General features: G+C 59.7%; 16 protein-coding genes. 4 read left to right on the top strand and 12 right to left on the bottom strand.

Annotation, left to right across the window (positions count from 1 at the left end):
• Window positions 1–53: 53 nt before the first annotated feature.
• Window positions 54–1517, top strand: coding sequence for a glyceraldehyde-3-phosphate dehydrogenase (locus MHY13_RS01230; RefSeq protein ID WP_204609698.1), 1464 nt, complete (start codon window positions 54–56; stop codon window positions 1515–1517).
• A gap of 134 nt (window positions 1518–1651) precedes the next feature.
• Here the strand turns inward: MHY13_RS01230 and MHY13_RS01225 are convergent, their stop codons facing one another.
• From MHY13_RS01225 to MHY13_RS01175, 11 genes are all read right to left on the bottom strand, one after another.
• The gene (locus tag MHY13_RS01225; RefSeq protein WP_239280170.1) at window positions 1652–3142 is read right to left on the bottom strand and encodes a hypothetical protein; all 1491 of its coding nucleotides are present in this window, start codon (window positions 3140–3142) and stop codon (window positions 1652–1654) included.
• Entirely contained in the window at window positions 3135–3848 is a 714-nt protein-coding gene (locus tag MHY13_RS01220; RefSeq protein ID WP_239280168.1) for an ATP-binding cassette domain-containing protein, read from the bottom strand. Before MHY13_RS01220 ends, MHY13_RS01225 begins: the two co-directional genes overlap by 8 nt.
• 86 nt (window positions 3849–3934) lie before the next feature.
• The gene (locus tag MHY13_RS01215) at window positions 3935–4594 is read right to left on the bottom strand and encodes a response regulator transcription factor (protein WP_239280166.1); all 660 of its coding nucleotides are present in this window, start codon (window positions 4592–4594) and stop codon (window positions 3935–3937) included.
• A 10-nt stretch (window positions 4595–4604) separates the two neighbouring features.
• Window positions 4605–5765: a sensor histidine kinase gene (locus MHY13_RS01210; protein WP_239280164.1), complete on the bottom strand. Its 1161-nt coding sequence runs from the start codon at window positions 5763–5765 to the stop codon at window positions 4605–4607.
• Between the two features lie 29 nt (window positions 5766–5794).
• Window positions 5795–6682, bottom strand: coding sequence for a polyphosphate kinase 2 (gene ppk2 / locus MHY13_RS01205; protein ID WP_150851573.1), 888 nt, complete (start codon window positions 6680–6682; stop codon window positions 5795–5797).
• 76 nt (window positions 6683–6758) lie between these two features.
• On the bottom strand, window positions 6759–7619 hold the full coding sequence (locus MHY13_RS01200; protein ID WP_239280154.1) for a fumarylacetoacetate hydrolase family protein: 861 nt from the start codon (window positions 7617–7619) through the stop codon (window positions 6759–6761).
• A 5-nt stretch (window positions 7620–7624) separates the two neighbouring features.
• Window positions 7625–8155, bottom strand: coding sequence for an aminoacyl-tRNA hydrolase (gene pth / locus MHY13_RS01195; RefSeq protein ID WP_239280152.1), 531 nt, complete (start codon window positions 8153–8155; stop codon window positions 7625–7627).
• Between the two features lie 92 nt (window positions 8156–8247).
• On the bottom strand, window positions 8248–8898 hold the full coding sequence (locus MHY13_RS01190; RefSeq protein ID WP_239280150.1) for a 50S ribosomal protein L25/general stress protein Ctc: 651 nt from the start codon (window positions 8896–8898) through the stop codon (window positions 8248–8250).
• 255 nt (window positions 8899–9153) lie between these two features.
• On the bottom strand, window positions 9154–10128 hold the full coding sequence (locus MHY13_RS01185) for a ribose-phosphate diphosphokinase (protein WP_239280148.1): 975 nt from the start codon (window positions 10126–10128) through the stop codon (window positions 9154–9156).
• 15 nt (window positions 10129–10143) lie between these two features.
• Window positions 10144–11589 carry a bifunctional UDP-N-acetylglucosamine diphosphorylase/glucosamine-1-phosphate N-acetyltransferase GlmU gene (glmU, locus tag MHY13_RS01180; RefSeq protein WP_204609679.1) on the bottom strand — a complete coding sequence of 482 codons (1446 nt, stop codon included), beginning with the start codon at window positions 11587–11589 and terminating at the stop codon, window positions 10144–10146.
• Between the two features lie 67 nt (window positions 11590–11656).
• Window positions 11657–12853 carry an MFS transporter gene (locus MHY13_RS01175; RefSeq protein WP_204609677.1) on the bottom strand — a complete coding sequence of 399 codons (1197 nt, stop codon included), beginning with the start codon at window positions 12851–12853 and terminating at the stop codon, window positions 11657–11659.
• Window positions 12854–12975: 122 nt separating this feature from the next.
• On the opposite strand from MHY13_RS01175, the gene MHY13_RS01170 reads away from it, so the two are divergent.
• From MHY13_RS01170 to mfd, 3 genes are all read left to right on the top strand, one after another.
• Complete coding sequence (locus MHY13_RS01170; protein ID WP_239280146.1) at window positions 12976–13692, top strand: trimeric intracellular cation channel family protein; 717 nt, start codon at window positions 12976–12978, stop codon at window positions 13690–13692.
• A gap of 158 nt (window positions 13693–13850) precedes the next feature.
• Window positions 13851–14456: a TetR/AcrR family transcriptional regulator gene (locus MHY13_RS01165; protein WP_239192679.1), complete on the top strand. Its 606-nt coding sequence runs from the start codon at window positions 13851–13853 to the stop codon at window positions 14454–14456.
• Window positions 14457–18095, top strand: a complete 3639-nt coding sequence (gene mfd / locus MHY13_RS01160; protein ID WP_239280144.1) for a transcription-repair coupling factor — start codon at window positions 14457–14459, stop codon at window positions 18093–18095. It begins immediately after the preceding gene.
• Here mfd and MHY13_RS01155 read toward each other — a convergent pair whose 3' ends face one another.
• Window positions 18096–19571 carry an amino acid permease gene (locus MHY13_RS01155; RefSeq protein WP_239280142.1) on the bottom strand — a complete coding sequence of 492 codons (1476 nt, stop codon included), beginning with the start codon at window positions 19569–19571 and terminating at the stop codon, window positions 18096–18098.
• Window positions 19572–19607: the final 36 nt, after the last annotated feature.

The following is a 19607-nucleotide window of genomic DNA, read 5'->3' as shown; positions in this document are numbered from 1 at the left end:
GGCGCTAATATTTATGTTTGAAGATTTAATGCCACCCCCGTGACAGAAAAGGAATGAATTACGTGACTGCGAACGCACATGTTGGCCATGATGATTGGAACGAGCGCCTCGAGCTGGCGCAGCAGATGATTCCGCTCATCCACCAGCTACACCGCAACAATAACGTTGTCACCACCATCTTCGGCCGCCCACTGGTGGGCCAGACCGATATCGACATCATCAAGTCTCACCGCTATGGCCGCCGCATCGCGCAGCGCCACCTGTCCACGGCGGAGACCCTGCCTATCCTGGTGGAATTGGCAGACATGAACCTGGGCGCCGCAAGCGTCGACCTCGGCCGCTTGGTCCTCGGGTGGGAGGAATCCAACGAGGAAAACCTCCGCATGTACTTGGAAGGCGAGCTGTGCGAGATCGTCGGTGCTGGCGTTGACCTAGAGACCACCGACGTCGTCCTCTACGGCTTCGGCCGCATCGGCCGCCTGTTGGCCCGCCTGCTCGTCGCCCGCGAGGCAGCTTACGGTGGCGTTCGCCTGCGTGGCATTGTCCTGCGCAAGAAGGGCGACGGTGACATCCTCAAGCGCGCTTCCTTGCTGCGCCGCGATTCCGTCCACGGTGCTTTCAACGGCACCATCTCTGTAGATGAGGAAAACGAGGTTATCTGGGCTAACGGCACCAAGATCCAGATGATCTACGCCAACGATCCCGCCGAGATTGACTACACCTCTTATGGCATCAATAACGCCATCTTGGTGGACAACACCGGCGCATGGCGCGACCGCGAGGGCCTGTCTCAGCACCTCAAGGCCAAGGGCATCTCCCGCGTGCTGCTGACCGCACCGGGCAAGGGCGATATCAAGAACATCGTCTACGGCATCAATAACGACAACATCAGCGATGAGGATCAGATTCTCTCCGCTGCATCCTGCACCACCAACGGCATTACCCCGGTTCTTAAGGTCATCAATGACCGCTACGGTGTAACCCACGGTCACGTGGAGACCGCGCACTCGTTCACCAATGACCAGAACCTCATCGATAACTACCACAAGGGCGATCGCCGCGGCCGCGCCGCAGGCCTGAACATGGTGCTTACCGCTACCGGCGCAGCCAAGGCTGTGGCCAAGGCTCTACCGGAATTTGAGGGCAAGCTCACCGGCAATGCCATCCGCGTTCCTACCCCGGACGTGTCCATGGCCGTGCTCAACCTCGAGCTGTCCAAGGAAGTAGAGCGCGATGAGGTCAACGACTTCCTCCGCAACGTTTCCCTGCACTCCGACCTGCGCCAGCAGATTTCCTACATTGCCTCTCCAGAGGTCGTTTCCTCTGACTTCATCGGCAATACCCACGCCGGCATCGTCGACGGCGTTGCTACCATCGCCTCCGGCAAGCACCTGGTGCTCTACGTGTGGTACGACAACGAGTATGGCTACTCCAACCAGGTAGTACGCATCGTAGAAGAGCTGGCGCACACCCGCCCGGTTGTTCTGCCGAAGCGCGTATCTCCGTCTGAGCTTTAAGCTCATAAAGCTCTGGCCCGCGGTTTCCGCGGGCTTTTGCCGTTTTCCCTGCTCCAATCACCCCACCCCGAAAGCAGCCACGCTATCGGCCTGGAAGCACGCCAATGGAGTTGAAACGTGGCCGCTTTATGTGGTTAATCCGTTGGCTGCAGTGCCTTCGTCCGCAGCAGTTGTTTCGCCATCCACGAACCAACGGCGGCGATGAGCAGTGTTAAGAACGCTGCGACAGCGTAGCGTGCAGGAGTATCGGCATTCATTGGCCACGCCGAAAAGGCAACTAACCACAGGTAAGTCTTGGCGAGGACATCACCGCCGAGAGTTACGGAAACAATGGTGCCCATGATGGTGAGGGCGAGTGCACTTATAATCCCGAAGCGCACTACGATGCACAGGGAAAACACCGCAATACTGAAACCCACACCTACGGCCAGCGGCAGTCGTCCCAATACAGCAGGAGCAGAAGTACCGGCGCTGATTGAAGCGAGCGATGCAGCCGTGCACACGAATACTATTGCCCCAAAGATCCAGATGAGAAGGGCGTTAGGGCTATGACGTGATTCGCTGTAGCTTAGCGGCCACGCCGCCGCTAGCAGTGGCCACACTATGCAAGGGAGGACTCCCGCACCCACAGGAAGTAGCGCAAAGACGAAGAAGCCGTGGACATAATCGGCAGGGTAGGTGAGGGCAATGACGGCTAAAGCCACGATGCTCAGTACTAGACATGCTATGAACGACGGGCTCAACGCCGCACGGTGCAGCCCGCTCAGCGCGCCAGGTAGTGTGGAGCGAGCGGCAACTCTCGGTGTAGCAGTTGGGGTCCACACCCCACCAGTGGTGATTGCGGCCGTATCTTCAGCGGTACCGCCCTGGCGCAGACGCAACCTAAGAGGGCGTATGCGGCGAGGAGTAAAGATTGCCGCGCACGTACCTACAGCCGCTAGAACCAGGCACAGCAGTGCGGCAGGCAGTGGACCTTCTTGCAGTAGCGGATCACCTGGATCGAGAGGAACAGAGTTTTGATGGATCCGCAGGGCAGGAAGCATTAATCTCATCGGCCATGCAGGCGGGAATGCCCACCACGCATTGCCCTCGACAGTGCTCGGTAGAGTTCCAATTTCTTGCCAGACAATGCCTCCAGCCAACGCGGCGACGAGGCCGCAGCGGCGCGAACACCCTACAGCGAGTCCGGCGATCCCGATAGCCCCTAGGAAGGAATAGAGCCCAGCCACCACTAATAGTTGATGGTTGGCACGGCCCTGAAGAGCCACTATTGCCCAAGAAAGACCGAAATTGAGGACATGAAAGATCGCCAAGCTAGAAAGGACGGCAAGATAGCGCGAGGCCTGTTCATAGTGGGCATTGATCCGGCGCCACAGCGTACCGCCGCCGCGAGTACGGACTTCTCGGCGCTCGGGAATGGCGGCAAAGAGCGCGATGAGAGGTGCATACATGCCCGTGATGAACATGGACTGCCATCCCAAAACGCCGGTGGCGTCCTGCGCGGGAGAAGCCAGCGCGGAAAACAACGCTGTCAATACCACTAATGGTACGGCCAGTAGAGGGAGCCATTGCAGTGCGCTCCCGCGGCTGCGAAGGACCTCGGCAGAAAGGTAACGCTTAAACATGAGCTTCACCATCCGGGGAGGTCAGCCGGAAAAATTCGGCTTCAAGCTGACCACTGGGAGCCAAATTCTTAAGCGAACCAGAATAGCGGATGGTGCCCTCGGCAAGGATGGTGATGTCCTGGGCTAAGTGGACAATCTCACCGAGCTGGTGGGAGCTGACGATTACGGTATGACCGGCGCCAGCCAGCTTCTGCAGGAGCTCACGAAGCTCTACGATGCCCTGTGGATCAAGGCCATTTTGTGGTTCATCGAGAACGAGGATTTCGGGATCGCCAAGCAGTGCTTGGGCTAGGGCGAGCCGTGCCTTCATGCCAGTAGAAAATGACTTAGCCTTTTTCTTCCCAGCCCCGTTGAGGCCCACGATGGCAAGCGCTCGCTCTATCTCGGATTCTGGTAGACCGAGCAAGCGCGTATGGACGCGAAGATTGGCTGCTGCAGAAAGGTGCCCATAAAAAGCTGGACCGTTGACGGAAGCCCCCACGTGGTCGAGAACCCCGCGTGACCAGGGCGCACCAGCCACGCGAATAGTCCCGGAATCGGCGGTAAGCAGGCCTAGAAAGATGGAAAAGAGCGTAGATTTGCCGGCACCGTTTCGCCCTAAAAGAGCATGGACGCGACCAGGGGTGATGCGAAAATCTACGTCCCGCAAGACTGTGTGGGGGCCAAAAGACTTCGAGACGTGCTCAAAAGAGATGTCATAGTTCATACTGTGAAGTCTCGCGTGCTGGGGCGCGAAAATCTTCCGCCTGCAAGACGGACTTCGCAGTGAATGTCTCCTACTGCAGTAGGAGACTAGGCAATTCCAGCGCGCTGGGCCACCAGGACCATCGCCACGCGGTCGCGCGCCGCGAGCTTAGACATGAGCGAAGAGACGTGCGTCTTCACCGTCGTTTCCGCAATGACCATCTCGGCGGCGATCTCGGAATTTGTGGCACCGCGCGCAATGAGCGAAAGGACCTCCATTTCGCGCCGGGTCACCAGGCTGAGCCCTTGGCGCTCCTGCGCGCTCAACTGGCCGCGGGTAAGGGCGGTGCGATAGGCCTCCAAAACTGGTCCGGTGACCTGAGAGGCCAGCACCGATTCGCCCTTGGCGACGTCCCGGACTGCTCCCACTAGCACCTCCGGATCTGCATCTTTGAGCAGGAACCCATGCGCGCCGGCGGCGATAGATTGAGCCACCAATTCTTCTTCATTAAACGTGGTGAGCATGATGATTCGGCACTCGGGGACGCGGGAAAGGATCGCTTGGGCCGCAGCGATACCGTCCATTCCCGGCATTCGGATGTCTAGGATGGCTACGTCAGTGCGGTGGCTCAACGCTGCGGTGACGGCTTCGGAGCCGGTATTGGCGGTGGCCACGACCTCAATGTCATCCTGAGCGTTAAGGATGGTAGACAATGCGGCAACTAGCATCGCTTGGTCATCGGCGAGTAGGACTCGAATCTTAGACACGGCTTTCCTTCTACAAGGGTAGTTCGGCATGCAGGATGAACTTTGTTGCATCACCCGAGCACTCTAGTCTTCCACCCAGCGCGTGGGCGCGCTCTTCGACGCCGATGAGGCCAACTCCGCTGCCAGTAACTTCGCTGGGAGTCGGGGAGGGATTGGTAGAGGTTAGGGTGATCCGGGCGGCGTCGGCAAGCGCGAGCTCTACTTCTACCTGCGTGCCGGGGCCTTGGTGGCGCAGAGCATTGGTCAGGCCTTCAGAAATGATGCGTACCAAGGCCAATTGCGTCAGTGCAGGCGTCTCATAGGTCTCTGGTAAGTCCGCTGCAATCTCTAGGCCCGCTGCGCGGAAACCATCGATAATGCCCTCGAGGTGCTCTAGCTGCTCTGTCGGCTTGAGAGCGGAAGGACCGGTGCTCCGCAGTGCCGTGACGATGCCGCGAACCTCTTCCAATGCAGAATCCGCGCCATCACGGATAGCGGCCAGAGCATCCTGGGCAGCCTCACTATTTACACGCCCGGCAATGATCCCGGCATTCGCCTGAACCTTGATCAAAGTTAGGGAATGCGCGAGTACATCGTGCAATTCCCTAGCAATGAGCAGGCGCTCTTCTTCTTGGGCTTGGTGGAAACGCTCCTGGTCTAGCCGCTCGCGCTGGCGCGCCAAGTCAAAGTAGCGTGCGGCGATGAAGTAGGTGCTGCCCAAAACCGCCCAATGCACCACCACCATGGCCAGATAACGGCGGTCTATCTGGTAGTGCAGCAGGAATGACTCCGGATCAATGCGCCACATGACGGGCGAGATGAAGGAGCCAAGAATCGTCAGCGCCAGCACCGTGCGGGGAATAATGCGGCGCCCCACGTAGCGGGAGGTCGCATACACCGCCATGGGGGCAGTCAGGGCCCAAGGGGTAAGCCCTAGATTGGTGGGCAGCTGGCTCATCCAAGCCACGGCCCATGCCGCGAGCAGCACAATAAAACCCGTGGCGCTGAGCACGGGACGGCTCCGCCAGATCCACATAAATGGCAGGAATAGCAACGATAGTCCCGCCTGAATAATCTCAATTATGTTGGGATTCTTCGCGGCAGAAATCACATAAAACAGCGCAATGAGCACCGCCACCGCGGTGAGGATTTTATCCCCTAAGCGCGCTTGCGCGACGGTGTCAGTGCTCATAAAGGAAGATAGTAATACAGCCCTTGCTGCTACTTCTTCTTATCCTTCTTCTTGCCCTTCTTGGACGTCTTCTTCGCCGTCTTCTGCTCGGACTTACGCTCCAGCTTGGCGGCGACGTCCGGCACGTAGCGGAACTCTTCGCGGGCGGGGCGCTCATAGGTTTCGCCATCGGAATCTGGGCGCTGCGGGATCTCCGGCATCTCGCGCTCGATCTTCTCGTATGGAATGGTGCTCAGCAGGTGCGAGATGACGTTGATACGCGAGCGCTTCTTGTCTTCAGATTCCACGGTGTACCACGGTGCGGTTGGGGTATCGGTGTGGATGAACATCGCATCCTTGGCACGGGAGTAGTCCTCCCAACGGGTAATGGACTGCAAATCCATAGGGGAGAGCTTCCAACGGCGCAGCGGATCGTTGCGACGGGATTCAAAGCGCTTGATCTGCTCCTCATCGGAGACGGAGAACCAGTACTTGCGCAGCATGATGCCGTCTTCTACCAACATCTGCTCAAAGGTGGGTGCTTGGTGGAGGAAACGGACATACTCCTGGTCGGTGCAAAAGCCCATGACGCGCTCGACACCGGCGCGGTTGTACCAGGAGCGGTCAAAGATGACGATTTCGCCCTTGGTGGGCAGCTTTTCCACGTAGCGCTGGAAGTACCACTGGCCCTGTTCGCGAGAGTTCGGTGCGGGCAGCGCCTCGATGCGGCAGGTTCGCGGATTGAGGTACTGGGTGATGCGCTTAATCGCGGAGCCCTTGCCGGCGGCGTCGCGGCCCTCCATGATGATGACTACGCGGGCGCCGGTTTCAACGACCCACTGCTGCATGTCCACGAGCTCTGCTTGGAGGCGCTCGAGCTCCTTCTCGTAGGCCTTCTTGTTGAGTTTCTTAGGGGCTTTACTGCTTTTTGTGCTCATTAATCCAGCTTAACCGGCACAAGCGGCTGGGAGGAAAACGGGACCGCCCACTTTGGAGTGAGAACCTCGGCACAGCTTAGGAACAAGTACAGCCGGGGCCGCAGCCGGGCTCTCCATAGCGGGTGGTATTAGAAATTTGCCCCAAGCCTTCGATGGCGATGGTGACGTTTTGGCCATCCTCGATAAATTGCTGCGGGGTGCGTGCAAAGCCCACACCTTCCGGCGTGCCGGTAACGATGACGTCGCCCGGATTGAGTGGATAGAGCTGCGAGCAGAACTCAATGAGCTCAGCTACGGAAAAGATGAGGTCATCGGTATTATCACGCTGCCTTTCCTCACCGTCTACGGTAGTGGTGAGGACGGCTCCGGACCCCGGTGACCACTCATCCGCGGTGGTAAGCCACGGACCGAAGCCGGCGGTGTGATATAAGGATTTACCGGCATGGAACTGGCTAGTTTGGCGCTGGAAGTCACGCAGCGTGTAGTCATTCATGATGGCGTAGCCGGCCACAAAATCTAGCGCCTCGTCGCGGCTGACACGGTGGGCGCGCTCGCCGATGATGACCGCTAATTCTCCCTCATAATCCAGCTTCTGTGTGCCATATTCGGGAATGAAGACATCATCATAGGGGCCGGTGAGGGCATCGGCGAACTTGATGAACAAGGTGGGATGTTCGGGGAATTCGCGTCCCATCTCGCGAATATGCTTGGCGTAATTGAGCCCCACGCAGATGACCTTGCCGGGAGTTGGTACGACGGCTTCCAAATCAGCGTGGTCAAAGACCACGGGCTCGCCGGAAAGCTGGGCGGCTTTGCGCCAATCCTCGCTGCGCAGTAGCTGGCCCACGTCCTCATAATCCAACTCAACGCCCACGTTATCGCCGTCGATGCGGATAGCGGAAGTTCCAAAGCCAGTGCGTAGGGTAGCCAATTTCATGGCGACTATCCTACGCGCAAGATTTCCTCGACCGCGTCGGCACAAAGGACGGGGATTTCTGCCTTTTCCTGCTTTGCCCAAGGCTTAAGCACAAACGACGCTGGGTCCATGCGCCCCGGTGGGCGACCGATTCCTATCGAAAGGCGTTGATAGTCTTTGGTGTCCAGGGACTTTGTGGTTGAACGCAACCCATTGTGGCCATGGTCGCCGCCACCTTGGCGGAGCTTAATGGTGCCGAAATCGAGCTCTAGCTCATCGTGAACAACGATGATGTCGGCGGCGGAGAGATGAAAGTATTGGGCCAAAGCTTTGATCGGCCCGCCGGAAAGGTTCATAAAGGACCGTGGCTTTGCGCAGATAATCTTGCGGCCGCCAGCTATGCCCTCGGCGACTTCGGTGTTGGTCTTCTTGTGTACAGAAAAGCTGCTCATGAGCTCTCCTGCGAGTTCATCTGCCACATCGAAGCCGATATTGTGCCGAGTGCCTGCGTACTTGGGGCCGGGGTTGCCAAGGCCTACTACGAGAAGTGGAGTCACGCGCTCAATTGTCTCATAGGCAGAGAGAAAAACGGCAAGGCCGCCGCGAGAAGCGAATCTCACGGCGGCCTATGCGTGTGAAGGGGAGGAGATTACTCCTTGGAGTCGGAGGACTCTTCGCCCTCGTCGACGGACTCGGCGCCAGCGTCAGCGCCGCCTTCCTCAGCAGCCTCAGCTGCCTCCTCGAGCTCCTCATCAACCTCAGGCAGGGAGATGGAGACGATAACGGTGTCTTCCTCTGCCACCAGGGTGGTGTCTTCCGGCATGGTGACGTCGGCGGCGGTGATAACTGCGCCGTCCTCGAGACCCTCGATGGAAACCTCGATCTCCTCCGGAATGTTCAGTACGTCTGCCTCAACCAGCAGTACGTCAGCATCCTGGATGTGCATGGTGCCTGGGGCCGGCTCGCCGGTCAGGGTGACCGGAACCTCAACCTCAACCTTCTCGCCGCGCTTAATAGCCAGCAGGTCAACGTGGTCGATGTCGAAGGTCAGGACGTTCTGGTCAACGTGCTTAACCATGGTCAGGTACTGCTCGCCGTCGATCTCCAGCTCCAGAACGGCGTTGACGCCGTTGTTGCGGACGAGGGACTGGATGTCCAGCAGCGGAACTGCGAAGTGGACCGGCTCCTGGTGGGAACCGTAGATGACGCCTGGAACCTTCCACTCGCGACGCAGGCGGCGTGCGACACCCTTGCCAAATTCGGTACGTGCTTCAGCCTTAATTACTGGGCGCTGTGCCATGCTTCATTCTCCTTAGTTAAAGTAGTGCGGCGCGGCCAACGCGATAAAAACGACGAAAGCCTGCCGATGGACGTCTTGGACGAGTCATCGCAGGCGTATATAAAAAGCAACATGCTCTAACTTCAATCGCGTCGATAACGGCTTCCTCATCCTGAGGTCGCCCTCGCCGAGACTGAGTTAGATTAGCACGTGTGCCGGTAACAAATCAAAAGCCGCCGAAGTAAATTCTCGGCGGCTAGTGATAGTAGAACATGTTTAGGCGCGGTCGAAAAGGGTGGTCACGGAACCATTCTCAAAGATCTCGTGAATAGTCTGTGCCAGCAGCGGCGCGATGGACAGCACCGTGAGGTTGGACCAGCCTTCGGTGGACTGCGGCAGGGTATCGGTGGTGATAACTTCCTCCGCGCCACACTCGGAGAGGCGCTCGCGGGCAGGGTCAGAGAAGACGCCGTGGGTGCAGGCAATGATAACCTTCTTGGCGCCCGCATCCTTGAGCACGCGTACGGCGCCAGCGATGGTGCCGCCGGTGTCAATCATGTCGTCGAGAAGCACGCAGTCCTTGCCCTCTACATCGCCGACCACGCGGTTGGACACCGTCTTATTGGCTTCAGTGTTGGAGCGGGTCTTGTGCACGAAGGCTAGCGGGGCATCACCCAAGTCGTGGGCCCACTTTTCCGCGACCTTCACGCGGCCAGCATCCGGGGAGACCACGGTGATGTTATCGGTGGCGTACTGGGACTTGATGTAATCGGTCAAGATGGGCTGAGCGTGCATGTGATCGACCGGGCCATCGAAGAAGCCCTGGATCTGATCGGTGTGCAGGTCCACGGACACGATGCGGTCCGCACCAGCAGCCTGCAGAAGGTCTGCCACCAGGCGGGCGGAAATTGGCTCGCGGCCCAGGTGCTTCTTATCCTGGCGTGCATATGGATAGAAGGGCAGGATGGCGGTGATGCGCTTAGCGGAGCCGCGCTTGAGAGCATCGATCATGATGAGCTGCTCTACCAGCCACTTATTGAGCGGCTGGGTATGAGACTGCATTACGAAGCAGTCGGCACCACGCACGGACTCTTCAAAGCGGATGAAGATTTCGCCGTTGGCGAAGTCGCGGGCGGTGGTAGGAACCAGATCGGTCTTGAGCTCCTTAGCCACAGCCTCTGCCAACTCTGGGTGTGCACGCCCAGAGAAGAGCTTCATGTTCTTGCTGCTACCAGTTACCTTGCCAGTCATGGGAGAATATGCCCCTTACTTTTCGTTGTCCTGCGCACGGGCTGCGGCCTCAGCCGCGGGAGTACCCGGACGCTTCTTTTGAACCCAGCCCTCGATGTTGCGCTGTTTGCCACCGGAGACTGCGAGTGCTCCCGCAGGAACATCGTCTTTAATTACTGTACCCGCACCGGAGTATGCGCCATCACCGACATTGACCGGAGCGATAAACATTGTGTCAGAACCGGTGCGCACGTGGCTGCCGATGGTGGTGTGGTGCTTGTTCACGCCGTCGTAATTCACGAAGACGGAGGAGGCGCCGATGTTGGACTGCTCGCCCACGGTGGCATCGCCGATATAGGTCAGGTGCGGAACCTTGGAGCCGCGGCCAATCTGGGCGTTCTTTGCCTCTACGAAGCCGCCGAGCTTTCCGTCCTCGCCCACCACGGTCTTCGGGCGGATATAGGTAAACGGGCCGACCTTAGCGTTGGTACCAATGACGGAATCGCTGCCATGGGTGCGCACGACGGAAGCGCCCTCGCCCACCTGCATATTGGTCAAGGTGGTGTCGGGGCCAATCTCGGCGTTATCGGCGATGCTGGTAGCGCCCCACAGCTGGGTGCCCGGGTGAATAATGACATCGGAGCCCACGGTGACGTTGACGCCAATCCAGGTGGTCTCCGGATCCACGATGGTGGCGCCGCCGCGCATCGCCTTTTCTACCATGCGGCGGTTGAGCTCACGGCCGGCAGCGGCGAGCTGCACGCGGTCATTGACGCCTGCGAGTTCGGCCGGATCCGCTGCTACGTGCGCGCCGACGCCGTGTCCTGCGGTGCGGGCAATCTCGAGCACATCAGTGATATACAGCTCGCCTTGGGCGTTATTGGAGTCGAGCTTCTGGAGGGCGTCGGCAAGCACGCGCCCATCAAAGGCAAAGACGCCGGAGTTGACCTCATCGACCTGGCGCTGCTCTTCGGTGGCATCCTTTTGCTCAACGATGGCAGACACGCTGCCGTCCTCAGCGCGAATGATGCGGCCGTAACCGGTCGGGTCATCGAGGCGCATCGAGAGCACGGTGACCGCGTTGCCCTGCTCGGTGTGGGTGGCGCGCAGGCCCTCGATGGTCTCTGGGGTCAGCAGAGGGACATCGCCGTTGGTGACAATGACGGTGCCCTCGAAGTCCGGAAGCGGCTCCAAGCCGCAGGCCACGGCATGTCCGGTGCCCAGCTGCTCTTCCTGTACCGCCTGCAGTACCTCGCAGTCCAGCTCCTGGGCGATGGCATCCACGGCGGGGGAGACCTGATCGCGCTGGTGGCCCACCACCGTCACGATGCGCTCCGGGTTGATCCCGGCCGCAGCATGCAGAGCGTGGCCGAGCAAAGTGCGCCCGCCAATCTCATGCAAGGTCTTCTGCTTGGTGGACTTCATGCGGGTGCCGGCGCCAGCCGCAAGGACGACGACAGCACACGAGGTTGTTGCTACCACGGGTTATTGAACTCCTGGGGTCGAGTCTGATTCTTATCCGGACTACATCCTATAGCCCGAGTGCGATTTATGTGTGAGAAACCTCTTTCAGGCCGCGGGCGCGCCACACACCGAGGAAACCAATGAGGGCAAGGAAGAGCAGCGCCGCCTCAGGTCCGGCCAGTGCCACCACGGAGGAGATGCCACCGACGATAAGCAAGATAATGCCCATCATCGTATTGGCCGCACCTACGTACTGGGTGCGCTTATCGCCGCCGGCCATATCCACCACGTAAGTCTTACGCGCCACGCGAATGGCCGTGTGCGCCAGGTTCACGGCGAAGAAGCCAATCGGCATGACCCAGGCATTGACCGCATCCGGTGCCCAGTGCGAGCTGGCGACCAAAAGCACCAGCACGACGGAGGCCACGGCCGCGCCCACGGCCATGGTGTTCTTAGAGGACTTATCCGAATACACACCGGAGATGCGCCCGCCCACCAGAGAGGCTAGGCCGGAAGCTAGCACGAATCCGTAGAGCCCAGAAAGGTTGCTGCTGAGCAGCACAATAAAAGAGGTCGATAGCGCCGAAACGAGCAGGAGCGCGCGGACGATGACGAAGTTACGAAATTGGCCGTCGCTGGTAAAAAGCTGCCAGGTATCTTGCCACCAGCGCTTATCGATGCCCCCTTCGGCTTCCTCTGGCACCGGCTCATCCACGTGCGAAAAGACCCACGCGGCAATGGCCCAGGTGGACGCACCAATGGCGAGGACCGTGCCCATCATGGGAATGCTGAGCTCGCCCAAAAAGTAGAGGATAATGCCGGTCAGCAAAGTAGCACCGCCACCGAGGGCTGCCGCGCTACCGGTCACCCGGCCGCGTGCGCCCTTAGAAATCGTGCGCGCCTGCACGTCCTTGCCCGCAATCGAGCACAGCGCGCGGAAGAGGGAAAGTGACGCCAAGGCCACCAGCACCACCACGCCCAATACAGCCCCGCGGGTAAAAAATGCCGCGAGCGCGATGACCGCGGCGGATACCGCTTGGCCCAAAGAGCCGATAATCCACAAGCGCTTGCGGGCCCTATAGGTAGTCACCCACGGAGTCAGCGCCGCCTGCGGCAACATCGAACCGGACTCGCGGATAGGGGTGAGTAGGCCGGTAAAGAACGCAGGCACTCCGGCCGCACTAAAGAGCGCGGGCAGCACCGTCTTGGCGGCAACAATCTGATCGCCCAAATTTTGCAGGCCGTTGGACCAGATGAAATACCGGGCATTGGATTTAGACATGAGAAATGCGATCTTTCAGAGAAACGAGTTGGTTAAATAAGAGCCATGCTGACACGCCGGAGAGTAAAACACGGCCGCAGTCACGCCGAAATTCTACCCGCGCGGCAGGAGGCCTAAGAATCATGCACGATGTCGATCCCCTCATCAATTCGCTGTACCAAGCCTTCGATCTTCTCGGCGTGGTTTTGAACGGCATCATTGGCGGCACCCTTGCCCGCCGCCGTGAATTCGACATCGTGGGCTTCGTGTTCCTCGCCCTCTTTTCTGGGCTGGCCGGTGGCATGATCCGTGACATGCTCATCGGGGATGGAGCAGCGGCAGCGATCTCAGACCCGTGGTACCTCGGCCTTGCTTGCTGCGGTGCACTCATCGCATTCCTCATCGATCTCAAGGGCAAGGCGTGGGAGCTATTCCGCGAACATGGCGACGCCATCATTCTCGGCGTGTGGTCCACCACCGGCTGCGTTAAAGCGCTCACCCACGGCATGCCACTTATTCCCTGTGTCTTTCTGGGCGTGCTTACCGCGGTGGGCGGAGGAATGGTCCGCGATATAGCTTCGGGGGAAATCCCGTCCATCTTTGGCGGCAGCCCCCTGTATGCCGTGCCTTCTATCCTCACCGGCATCGTCATGGTTACCTTTGCCGGTTACGGACAGTTTGCACTCGGCATGGTGGTCGCGCCGATCGTCGGCAGTGGCATGGCCATCGTGTCCTATTGGCGCGGCTGGGTCCTGCCCCGCGCCGGTGTAGCCCCCGTTAACTACACCGCCGCCCAAGTGGCGGCGATTGCGAAGAAAGCCGAGCTCAGAGGCTTTCGCCGCGGCAGGAAGAAAAACTAAAAAGCTTCCCCACCAGGACTCGAACCTAGAATGACGGTACCAAAAACCGTAGTGTTGCCGATTACACCATGGGGAAACACAGCAAAAGCCGTAGGCATAGCGTACCTGACACCCCCGGGTAAATCACAAATTGCGGGGCAAAGGATAGGGTGGAGGGCATGGCTCGACAAAGGATGACCGGCCGGGAACGCCGCGAACAACTCATTTCCATCGGACGCGCTGCATTCGCGGAACTAGGCTTTGAAGGAACCAGCGTCGAAGAGATCGCGGCACGCGCCGGGGTATCCAAACCCGTTGTCTATGAGCACTTCGGGGGCAAGGAAGGCCTTTATGCGGTGGTTGTTGACCGCGAGATGCTGGCCCTGGAAAAGGTCATTACTGATTCCTTGGAGACCGGCAGCTGGCGCGAGCGCATCGAGCAGGCTGTCATGGCCATTTTGACCTATGTCGAGGAAGAAACTGATGGCTTTCTCATCCTGGTGCGCGATGCCAAGCCCGGCGACGAACGCAGCTTCTCCACGTTGTTGAATTCCGCGGTGGGCCAGGTTTCCTATATTTTGAGCGAAGCATTTGAGCACCGTGGCATCGACCCGGATTTGGCGGATATTTACGGCCAAGCGCTGGTGGGAATGGTATCGACCACTGCGCAATGGTGGCTGGATGAGCGCAACCCGGACAAGGAAGTCGTCGCCACGCATATTGTCAATCTATGCTGGAATGGTTTGTCCGGTATGGAAGTAAAGCCCAAGCTAGGAGGCAAATAGATGGCGACCCCAATGCTGGCCGGCCTGCTCAAGGTAGCGGCCTCGGATCCCAAGCTCAAGGGCATGATTTCTCATGTGGGCGAAGACCTCCACATCACAGGCTTGGATCAGTCCCGGCCGTGGGCCTTGGGCACCTTGGCTCATCATGCCCCAGTGCTCGTGGTAACCGCTACGAGCCGCGAGGCCGAGGACCTCACGGCGGAGCTTACGGCGATGCTGGGGCAGAAGGTGGCCATGTTCCCCGCCTGGGAGACCTTGCCGCACGAGCGACTGAGCCCCGGCGTAGACATCATCGGCCGCCGCGCTGAAGTTCTGCACAATCTCGATAGCCTGCAGGTCATCGTCACCGCCGCCCGCGGCCTGTCCCAGCCCATCCTCCAGGAGGTGGAGGGCCGCGCTCCCGTCCACCTCGAAGAAGATCAAGAATATGACTTCGATGAGGTAGTCCGCGAGCTCGAGTTCCGCGCCTATAAGCACGTAGACATGGTGGCTAAGCGCGGCGAGTACGCTACGCGCGGCGGCATCATCGATATTTTCCCCACCACGCTGGATTATCCGGTCCGCGTGGAGTTTTGGGGCGATGAGATTACCGATATCCGCCAATTTTCCGTAGCTGACCAGCGCACCATCCCTGAAATCGAGGTGGGCCGCGTAGACATTTTCCCGGCCCGCGAGCTGCCTATTACGGACGCCATTGCCAAGCGTGCGGCCGATCTCGCCGTCAATCACCCCGGCAATCCCGCCTTGGTGGAGCTGCTGACCAAGGTAAGCGAGCACATCCCGGCCGAAGGTATGGAGGCGCTCCTGCCCGCGCTTTCCGACGCCCCCATGATCACCCTCCCCGAATTCCTGCGCCCCTCCACCCACGTGGTGATGGTCGGCCCGGAAAAGATTCGCCGCCGCGTGGCAGATCTAGAAAAGACCGATGCGGAGTTCCTCGCCGCCGGTTGGGAGGCCGCGGCCATGGGTGCCGATGGCCCGCTGGCTACCGAAGGACTCGATACCGAGGCATCCAGCTATCGCTCCTATGAGTCGCTCGAGGTCTCCATCAGCGAGTCCGGCTTGCCTTTGTGGACTTTCTCCCCACCGGGAATGCTCGCCGCCCCGGAAGAGGAGACCCTCCCGCTCGAATTCGAACCAGGGCCCACCCCGCGCGGCAATATCGAAGAAATCGACGCCATGATGGCCCAACTCCTCGCGCACACCAACGCCGGCGGCCGGGCAGCTTTCATCGCGCCGGCGCAAGGTGCCATCAAGCGCATGGTGGACCGCTTTGCAGAAAAGGGCATCCGCACCAAGGTAGCCACCCCTGGCTGGGAACCCACCGCCGGTGAAGTCACCCTCTACCAAGCACTAAGCCACGCCGGCCTGGTATTTCCTAAGGTGAAAAAGCCTAAGGATGCCGAAGCCCTCCCGCTGGTCGTTGTGACCGAGACGGATCTGACCGGTAACCGCGTTGGCGATATCGCCGAAGCGAAGCGCCGGCCCGCCAAACGCCGCAATAAGGTTGACCCGCTCGCCCTCAAGCAGGGCGATTTTGTGGTGCACGAGACTCACGGCATCGGCAAGTTCCTCAAGATGGCCGAGCGCACCATCCAGTCCGGCGATGAAACCAGCCGCCGCGAATACATCGTGCTCGAGTACGCGCCCTCCAAGCGTGGTCAACCCGCCGATCAGCTCTGGGTTCCCATGGACTCGCTGGATCTGCTCAGCAAGTACACCGGTGGCGAATCGCCCCACCTGTCCAAGATGGGCGGTTCCGACTGGAAGAACACCAAGAAGAAGGCGCGCGCCGCCGTACGCGAAATCGCCGGCGAGCTCGTCGAGCTTTACGCCAAGCGCCAGGCCGCGCCGGGGCACCAATTCTCCCCGGATAATCCGTGGCAGGCGGAGATGGAGGATAATTTCCCCTTCGTCGAAACCGAAGACCAGATGCTGGCTATTGACGCCGTCAAACACGATATGGAGTCCACGGTGCCGATGGACCGCGTGGTCGTCGGCGATGTGGGCTACGGCAAGACCGAGGTGGCCATCCGTGCCGCCTTCAAGGCCGTGCAAGACGGTATGCAGGTGGCCGTCCTCGTGCCCACCACGCTGCTGGCGCAACAGCACTTTGATACCTTCAGCGAGCGCATGACCGGCTTCCCCGTCAAGATTGAGGTGCTTTCGCGCTTTACCTCAAAGAAGGAAGCGAAGGACATCTTCAAGGGCCTGGCCGATGGCAGCGTCGATATCGTCGTCGGCACCCACCGCCTCCTCCAGACCGGTGTGCACTGGAAGAACCTCGGCCTCATCGTCGTGGACGAGGAGCAGCGCTTCGGCGTGGAGCACAAGGAACACATTAAGGCGCTCAAGGCCAGCGTGGATGTGCTTACCATGTCCGCAACACCTATTCCGCGCACCTTGGAGATGTCCATGGCTGGCATCCGCGAGATGTCCACCATCCTGACCCCGCCGGAAGACCGCCACCCGGTGCTGACCTATGTCGGCGCTTACGAAGACAAGCAGGTAGCCGCGGCCATCCGCCGCGAGCTGCTGCGCGATGGTCAGACCTTCTTCATCCACAACAAAGTCTCTGATATCGAAAAGAAGGCCCGCGAGCTGCGCGACCTGGTGCCGGAGGCCCGCGTCGTCGTCGCGCATGGACAGATGAACGAGGAGGTGCTCGAGCAGACCGTCCAGGGTTTCTGGGACCGCGAGTACGACGTTTTGGTATGTACCACCATCGTGGAAACCGGCCTGGATATCGCTAATGCGAATACCCTCATTGTGGAAAACGCCCACCATATGGGCCTGTCCCAGCTGCACCAGCTGCGCGGGCGCGTGGGCCGCTCCCGCGAGCGCGGCTATGCCTACTTCCTGTACCCCAAGGGGGCCACGCTCACGGAAACTTCCTATGACCGCCTGGCAACTATCGCGCAAAACAATGACCTTGGTGCCGGCATGGCCGTAGCCATGAAGGACTTGGAGATGCGCGGTGCCGGCAACGTCCTTGGCGCCCAACAGTCCGGCCACATTGCCGGTGTGGGCTTCGATCTTTACGTGCGCCTCGTTGGCGAGGCGGTCGAGACCTTCAAATCGCTCGCCCGCGGCGAGGCCCCCACCGTTACTGATGAGGGCCCGAAGGAAATCCGCATCGATCTCCCCGTGGACGCGCATATTCCGGAAGGCTATATCGACTCCGAGCGCCTGCGCCTAGAGGTCTATCGCAAGCTTGCGGCCTCGCAGAATGACGATGATCTCAAGGCCGTCATCGAGGAAATGAAAGACCGCTTCGGCCCGCTGCCGCAGGAGGTCCTGCGCCTGCTTTCCGTTGCTCGCCTGCGCCACCAGGCGCGCCGCGCCGGCATCTCCGATATCACCGTTCAGGGCACCCGCGTCAAGTTCCACCCCGTGGAGCTGCCGGATTCCAAGCAGGTGCGTCTCAAGCGCCTATATCCGGGCTCCAGCTTCCGTGCGGCGGCGAAGGCAATCAACGTGCCGTTCCCCAAGGCAGGCCGCAATGTCACCTCGCCGAAGCTGCGCGATACCGAGCTCATTCAGTGGGCGGCGGACTTCCTAAGCGCGCTTTTCGACGTCGGCCCCATCAACGTCAGCGGCGCCCAGCCCACCTCGAACGTGGTCAGCGTAGGGGAGTAGCTAGAGGGTGAGCCAGCCGGTGCTCAAGCCCCAAATGGCGGTGGCGGCACCGGCAAAGACAATGGCCACCACGCACCACTCGAAGGTGTTGAAGATGCGTTCCTTCTTCCACAACCGGGTGCCGACATACGGAATAAGTCCCGGTACCACGGCCAATGCGCCGAGTAGGACGTAGACGAGGTCGGCCGCATAAATTAGCCACAGCGAATAGATAAACGCGAGCAAAGCGATGGCTAGGTGCTTGCGGTTTTCCTTGCGGCTTACCTCTGGCCCTGAAAGGTCAAATTTGATACCCGCCTGCGGGTGAGACAGCCCCTTGCCCCGCAGCGCCAAGAGCAGCAGGTACAGGGAAGAGAAGATATAGGGTAGCAAGTACATGATGGTGGCCAGCTGCACCATGGCATTATAAGACGCCTCGTTGAGGTAGAAGACGATGATGAATAGCTGGATGGCCATCGTGGAAATCAGCTGCGCTACCCACGGCGCACCCGCCACGTTAATGGTGCCAATGCGGCGGGGAATGAGGCCGTCGATGGCCATCATTACGATGGGCTCGGCGCACAACATCTGCCAAGAGACGTAGGCACCCAAAACCGACAAGCACAGTCCAATAGACACCAGCGCGCCGCCCCAGGGGCCGATGACCTCGGTGAGTACGGAGGCCATGGAATTATCCGGCAGTGCGGCCAGTTCTTCCTTGGTCATCACGCCAAAACTCAGGGTAGACACGGAAACCAGCAGCGCCAGCACGGAGAAGAAGCCGATGACGGTCGCGCGGCCGACGTCGGTGCGTTTAGAAGCCTGCTTGGAATAAACGGATGCGCCTTCTACGCCAATGAAGACCCACACGGTAAAGAGCATGATCCCCTGGACCTGCTCAAAGACGCTGGCCTCTGAAGCGCGTCCCCAGAAATCCAAGGTGAATTTATCCCAGCTGAACCCGAGGAATGCAATGAGCACCACAAAGGCCAGGATGGGCACAATCTTGGCAATTGTGGTGATGAGGTTCATGAACGCGGCCTGCTTAATGCCTCGGGCAAGTACCGCAAAAATGCCCCAGGATAGGAGGGAGACGGCGATGGCGGAGGTCCAGTAATGGTCGGCGTCGAAAAGCGGCAGGTAATGGCCCAAGGTATTGAAAAAGAGGGTGGCATAACCCACCTGCGCCATAACGGAGCCCAGCCAGTAGCCCCAGCCGGAGGTAAAACCAATAAAATCGCCGAGGCCGGCACGCACGTAGGAATAAACGCCAGAATCAAGGTGCGGCTTGCGGCGGGCCAGAATCTGAAAAACAAACGCCACAGACAGCATGCCGATGCCCGCTACCAGCCAGCCAATGAGCATCGCGCCTGGGCCGGCAACGGAGGCAATGTTTTGGGGCAGCGAGAAAATGCCCGCGCCCACGGTGGAACCGATAATCAGCGCGACGAGGGTCCACAACGTCACGGAGTGGGATTTATTCTGGCTGGAGGTCATTGGCCTAAAATACCTTGAATAGCCCCATAATGGGAA

The sequence above is a fragment of the Corynebacterium sp. ACRPE genome, from assembly GCF_022347435.1.
GTDB classification, from domain to species: Bacteria; Actinomycetota; Actinomycetes; order Mycobacteriales; family Mycobacteriaceae; genus Corynebacterium; species Corynebacterium tuberculostearicum_D.
The sequence above is the reverse complement of the archived record's forward strand: the minus strand, read 5'-3'. Positions and strand labels throughout refer to the sequence as shown.

Excerpts from the sequence above, each read along its gene's own strand:
- MHY13_RS01230 (WP_204609698.1), top strand. The coding sequence starts at position 54 with ATGAATTACGTGACTGCGAACGCACATGTTGGCCATGATGATTGGAAC.
- MHY13_RS01225 (WP_239280170.1), bottom strand. The coding sequence starts at position 3,142 with ATGTTTAAGCGTTACCTTTCTGCCGAGGTCCTTCGCAGCCGCGGGAGC.
- MHY13_RS01220 (WP_239280168.1), bottom strand. The coding sequence starts at position 3,848 with ATGAACTATGACATCTCTTTTGAGCACGTCTCGAAGTCTTTTGGCCCC.
- MHY13_RS01210 (WP_239280164.1), bottom strand. The coding sequence starts at position 5,765 with ATGAGCACTGACACCGTCGCGCAAGCGCGCTTAGGGGATAAAATCCTC.
- ppk2 (WP_150851573.1), bottom strand. The coding sequence starts at position 6,682 with ATGAGCACAAAAAGCAGTAAAGCCCCTAAGAAACTCAACAAGAAGGCC.
- MHY13_RS01200 (WP_239280154.1), bottom strand. The coding sequence starts at position 7,619 with ATGAAATTGGCTACCCTACGCACTGGCTTTGGAACTTCCGCTATCCGC.
- MHY13_RS01190 (WP_239280150.1), bottom strand. The coding sequence starts at position 8,898 with ATGGCACAGCGCCCAGTAATTAAGGCTGAAGCACGTACCGAATTTGGC.
- MHY13_RS01185 (WP_239280148.1), bottom strand. The coding sequence starts at position 10,128 with ATGACTGGCAAGGTAACTGGTAGCAGCAAGAACATGAAGCTCTTCTCT.
- MHY13_RS01175 (WP_204609677.1), bottom strand. The coding sequence starts at position 12,853 with ATGTCTAAATCCAATGCCCGGTATTTCATCTGGTCCAACGGCCTGCAA.
- MHY13_RS01170 (WP_239280146.1), top strand. The coding sequence starts at position 12,976 with ATGCACGATGTCGATCCCCTCATCAATTCGCTGTACCAAGCCTTCGAT.
- MHY13_RS01165 (WP_239192679.1), top strand. The coding sequence starts at position 13,851 with ATGGCTCGACAAAGGATGACCGGCCGGGAACGCCGCGAACAACTCATT.
- mfd (WP_239280144.1), top strand. The coding sequence starts at position 14,457 with ATGGCGACCCCAATGCTGGCCGGCCTGCTCAAGGTAGCGGCCTCGGAT.
- MHY13_RS01155 (WP_239280142.1), bottom strand. The coding sequence starts at position 19,571 with ATGACCTCCAGCCAGAATAAATCCCACTCCGTGACGTTGTGGACCCTC.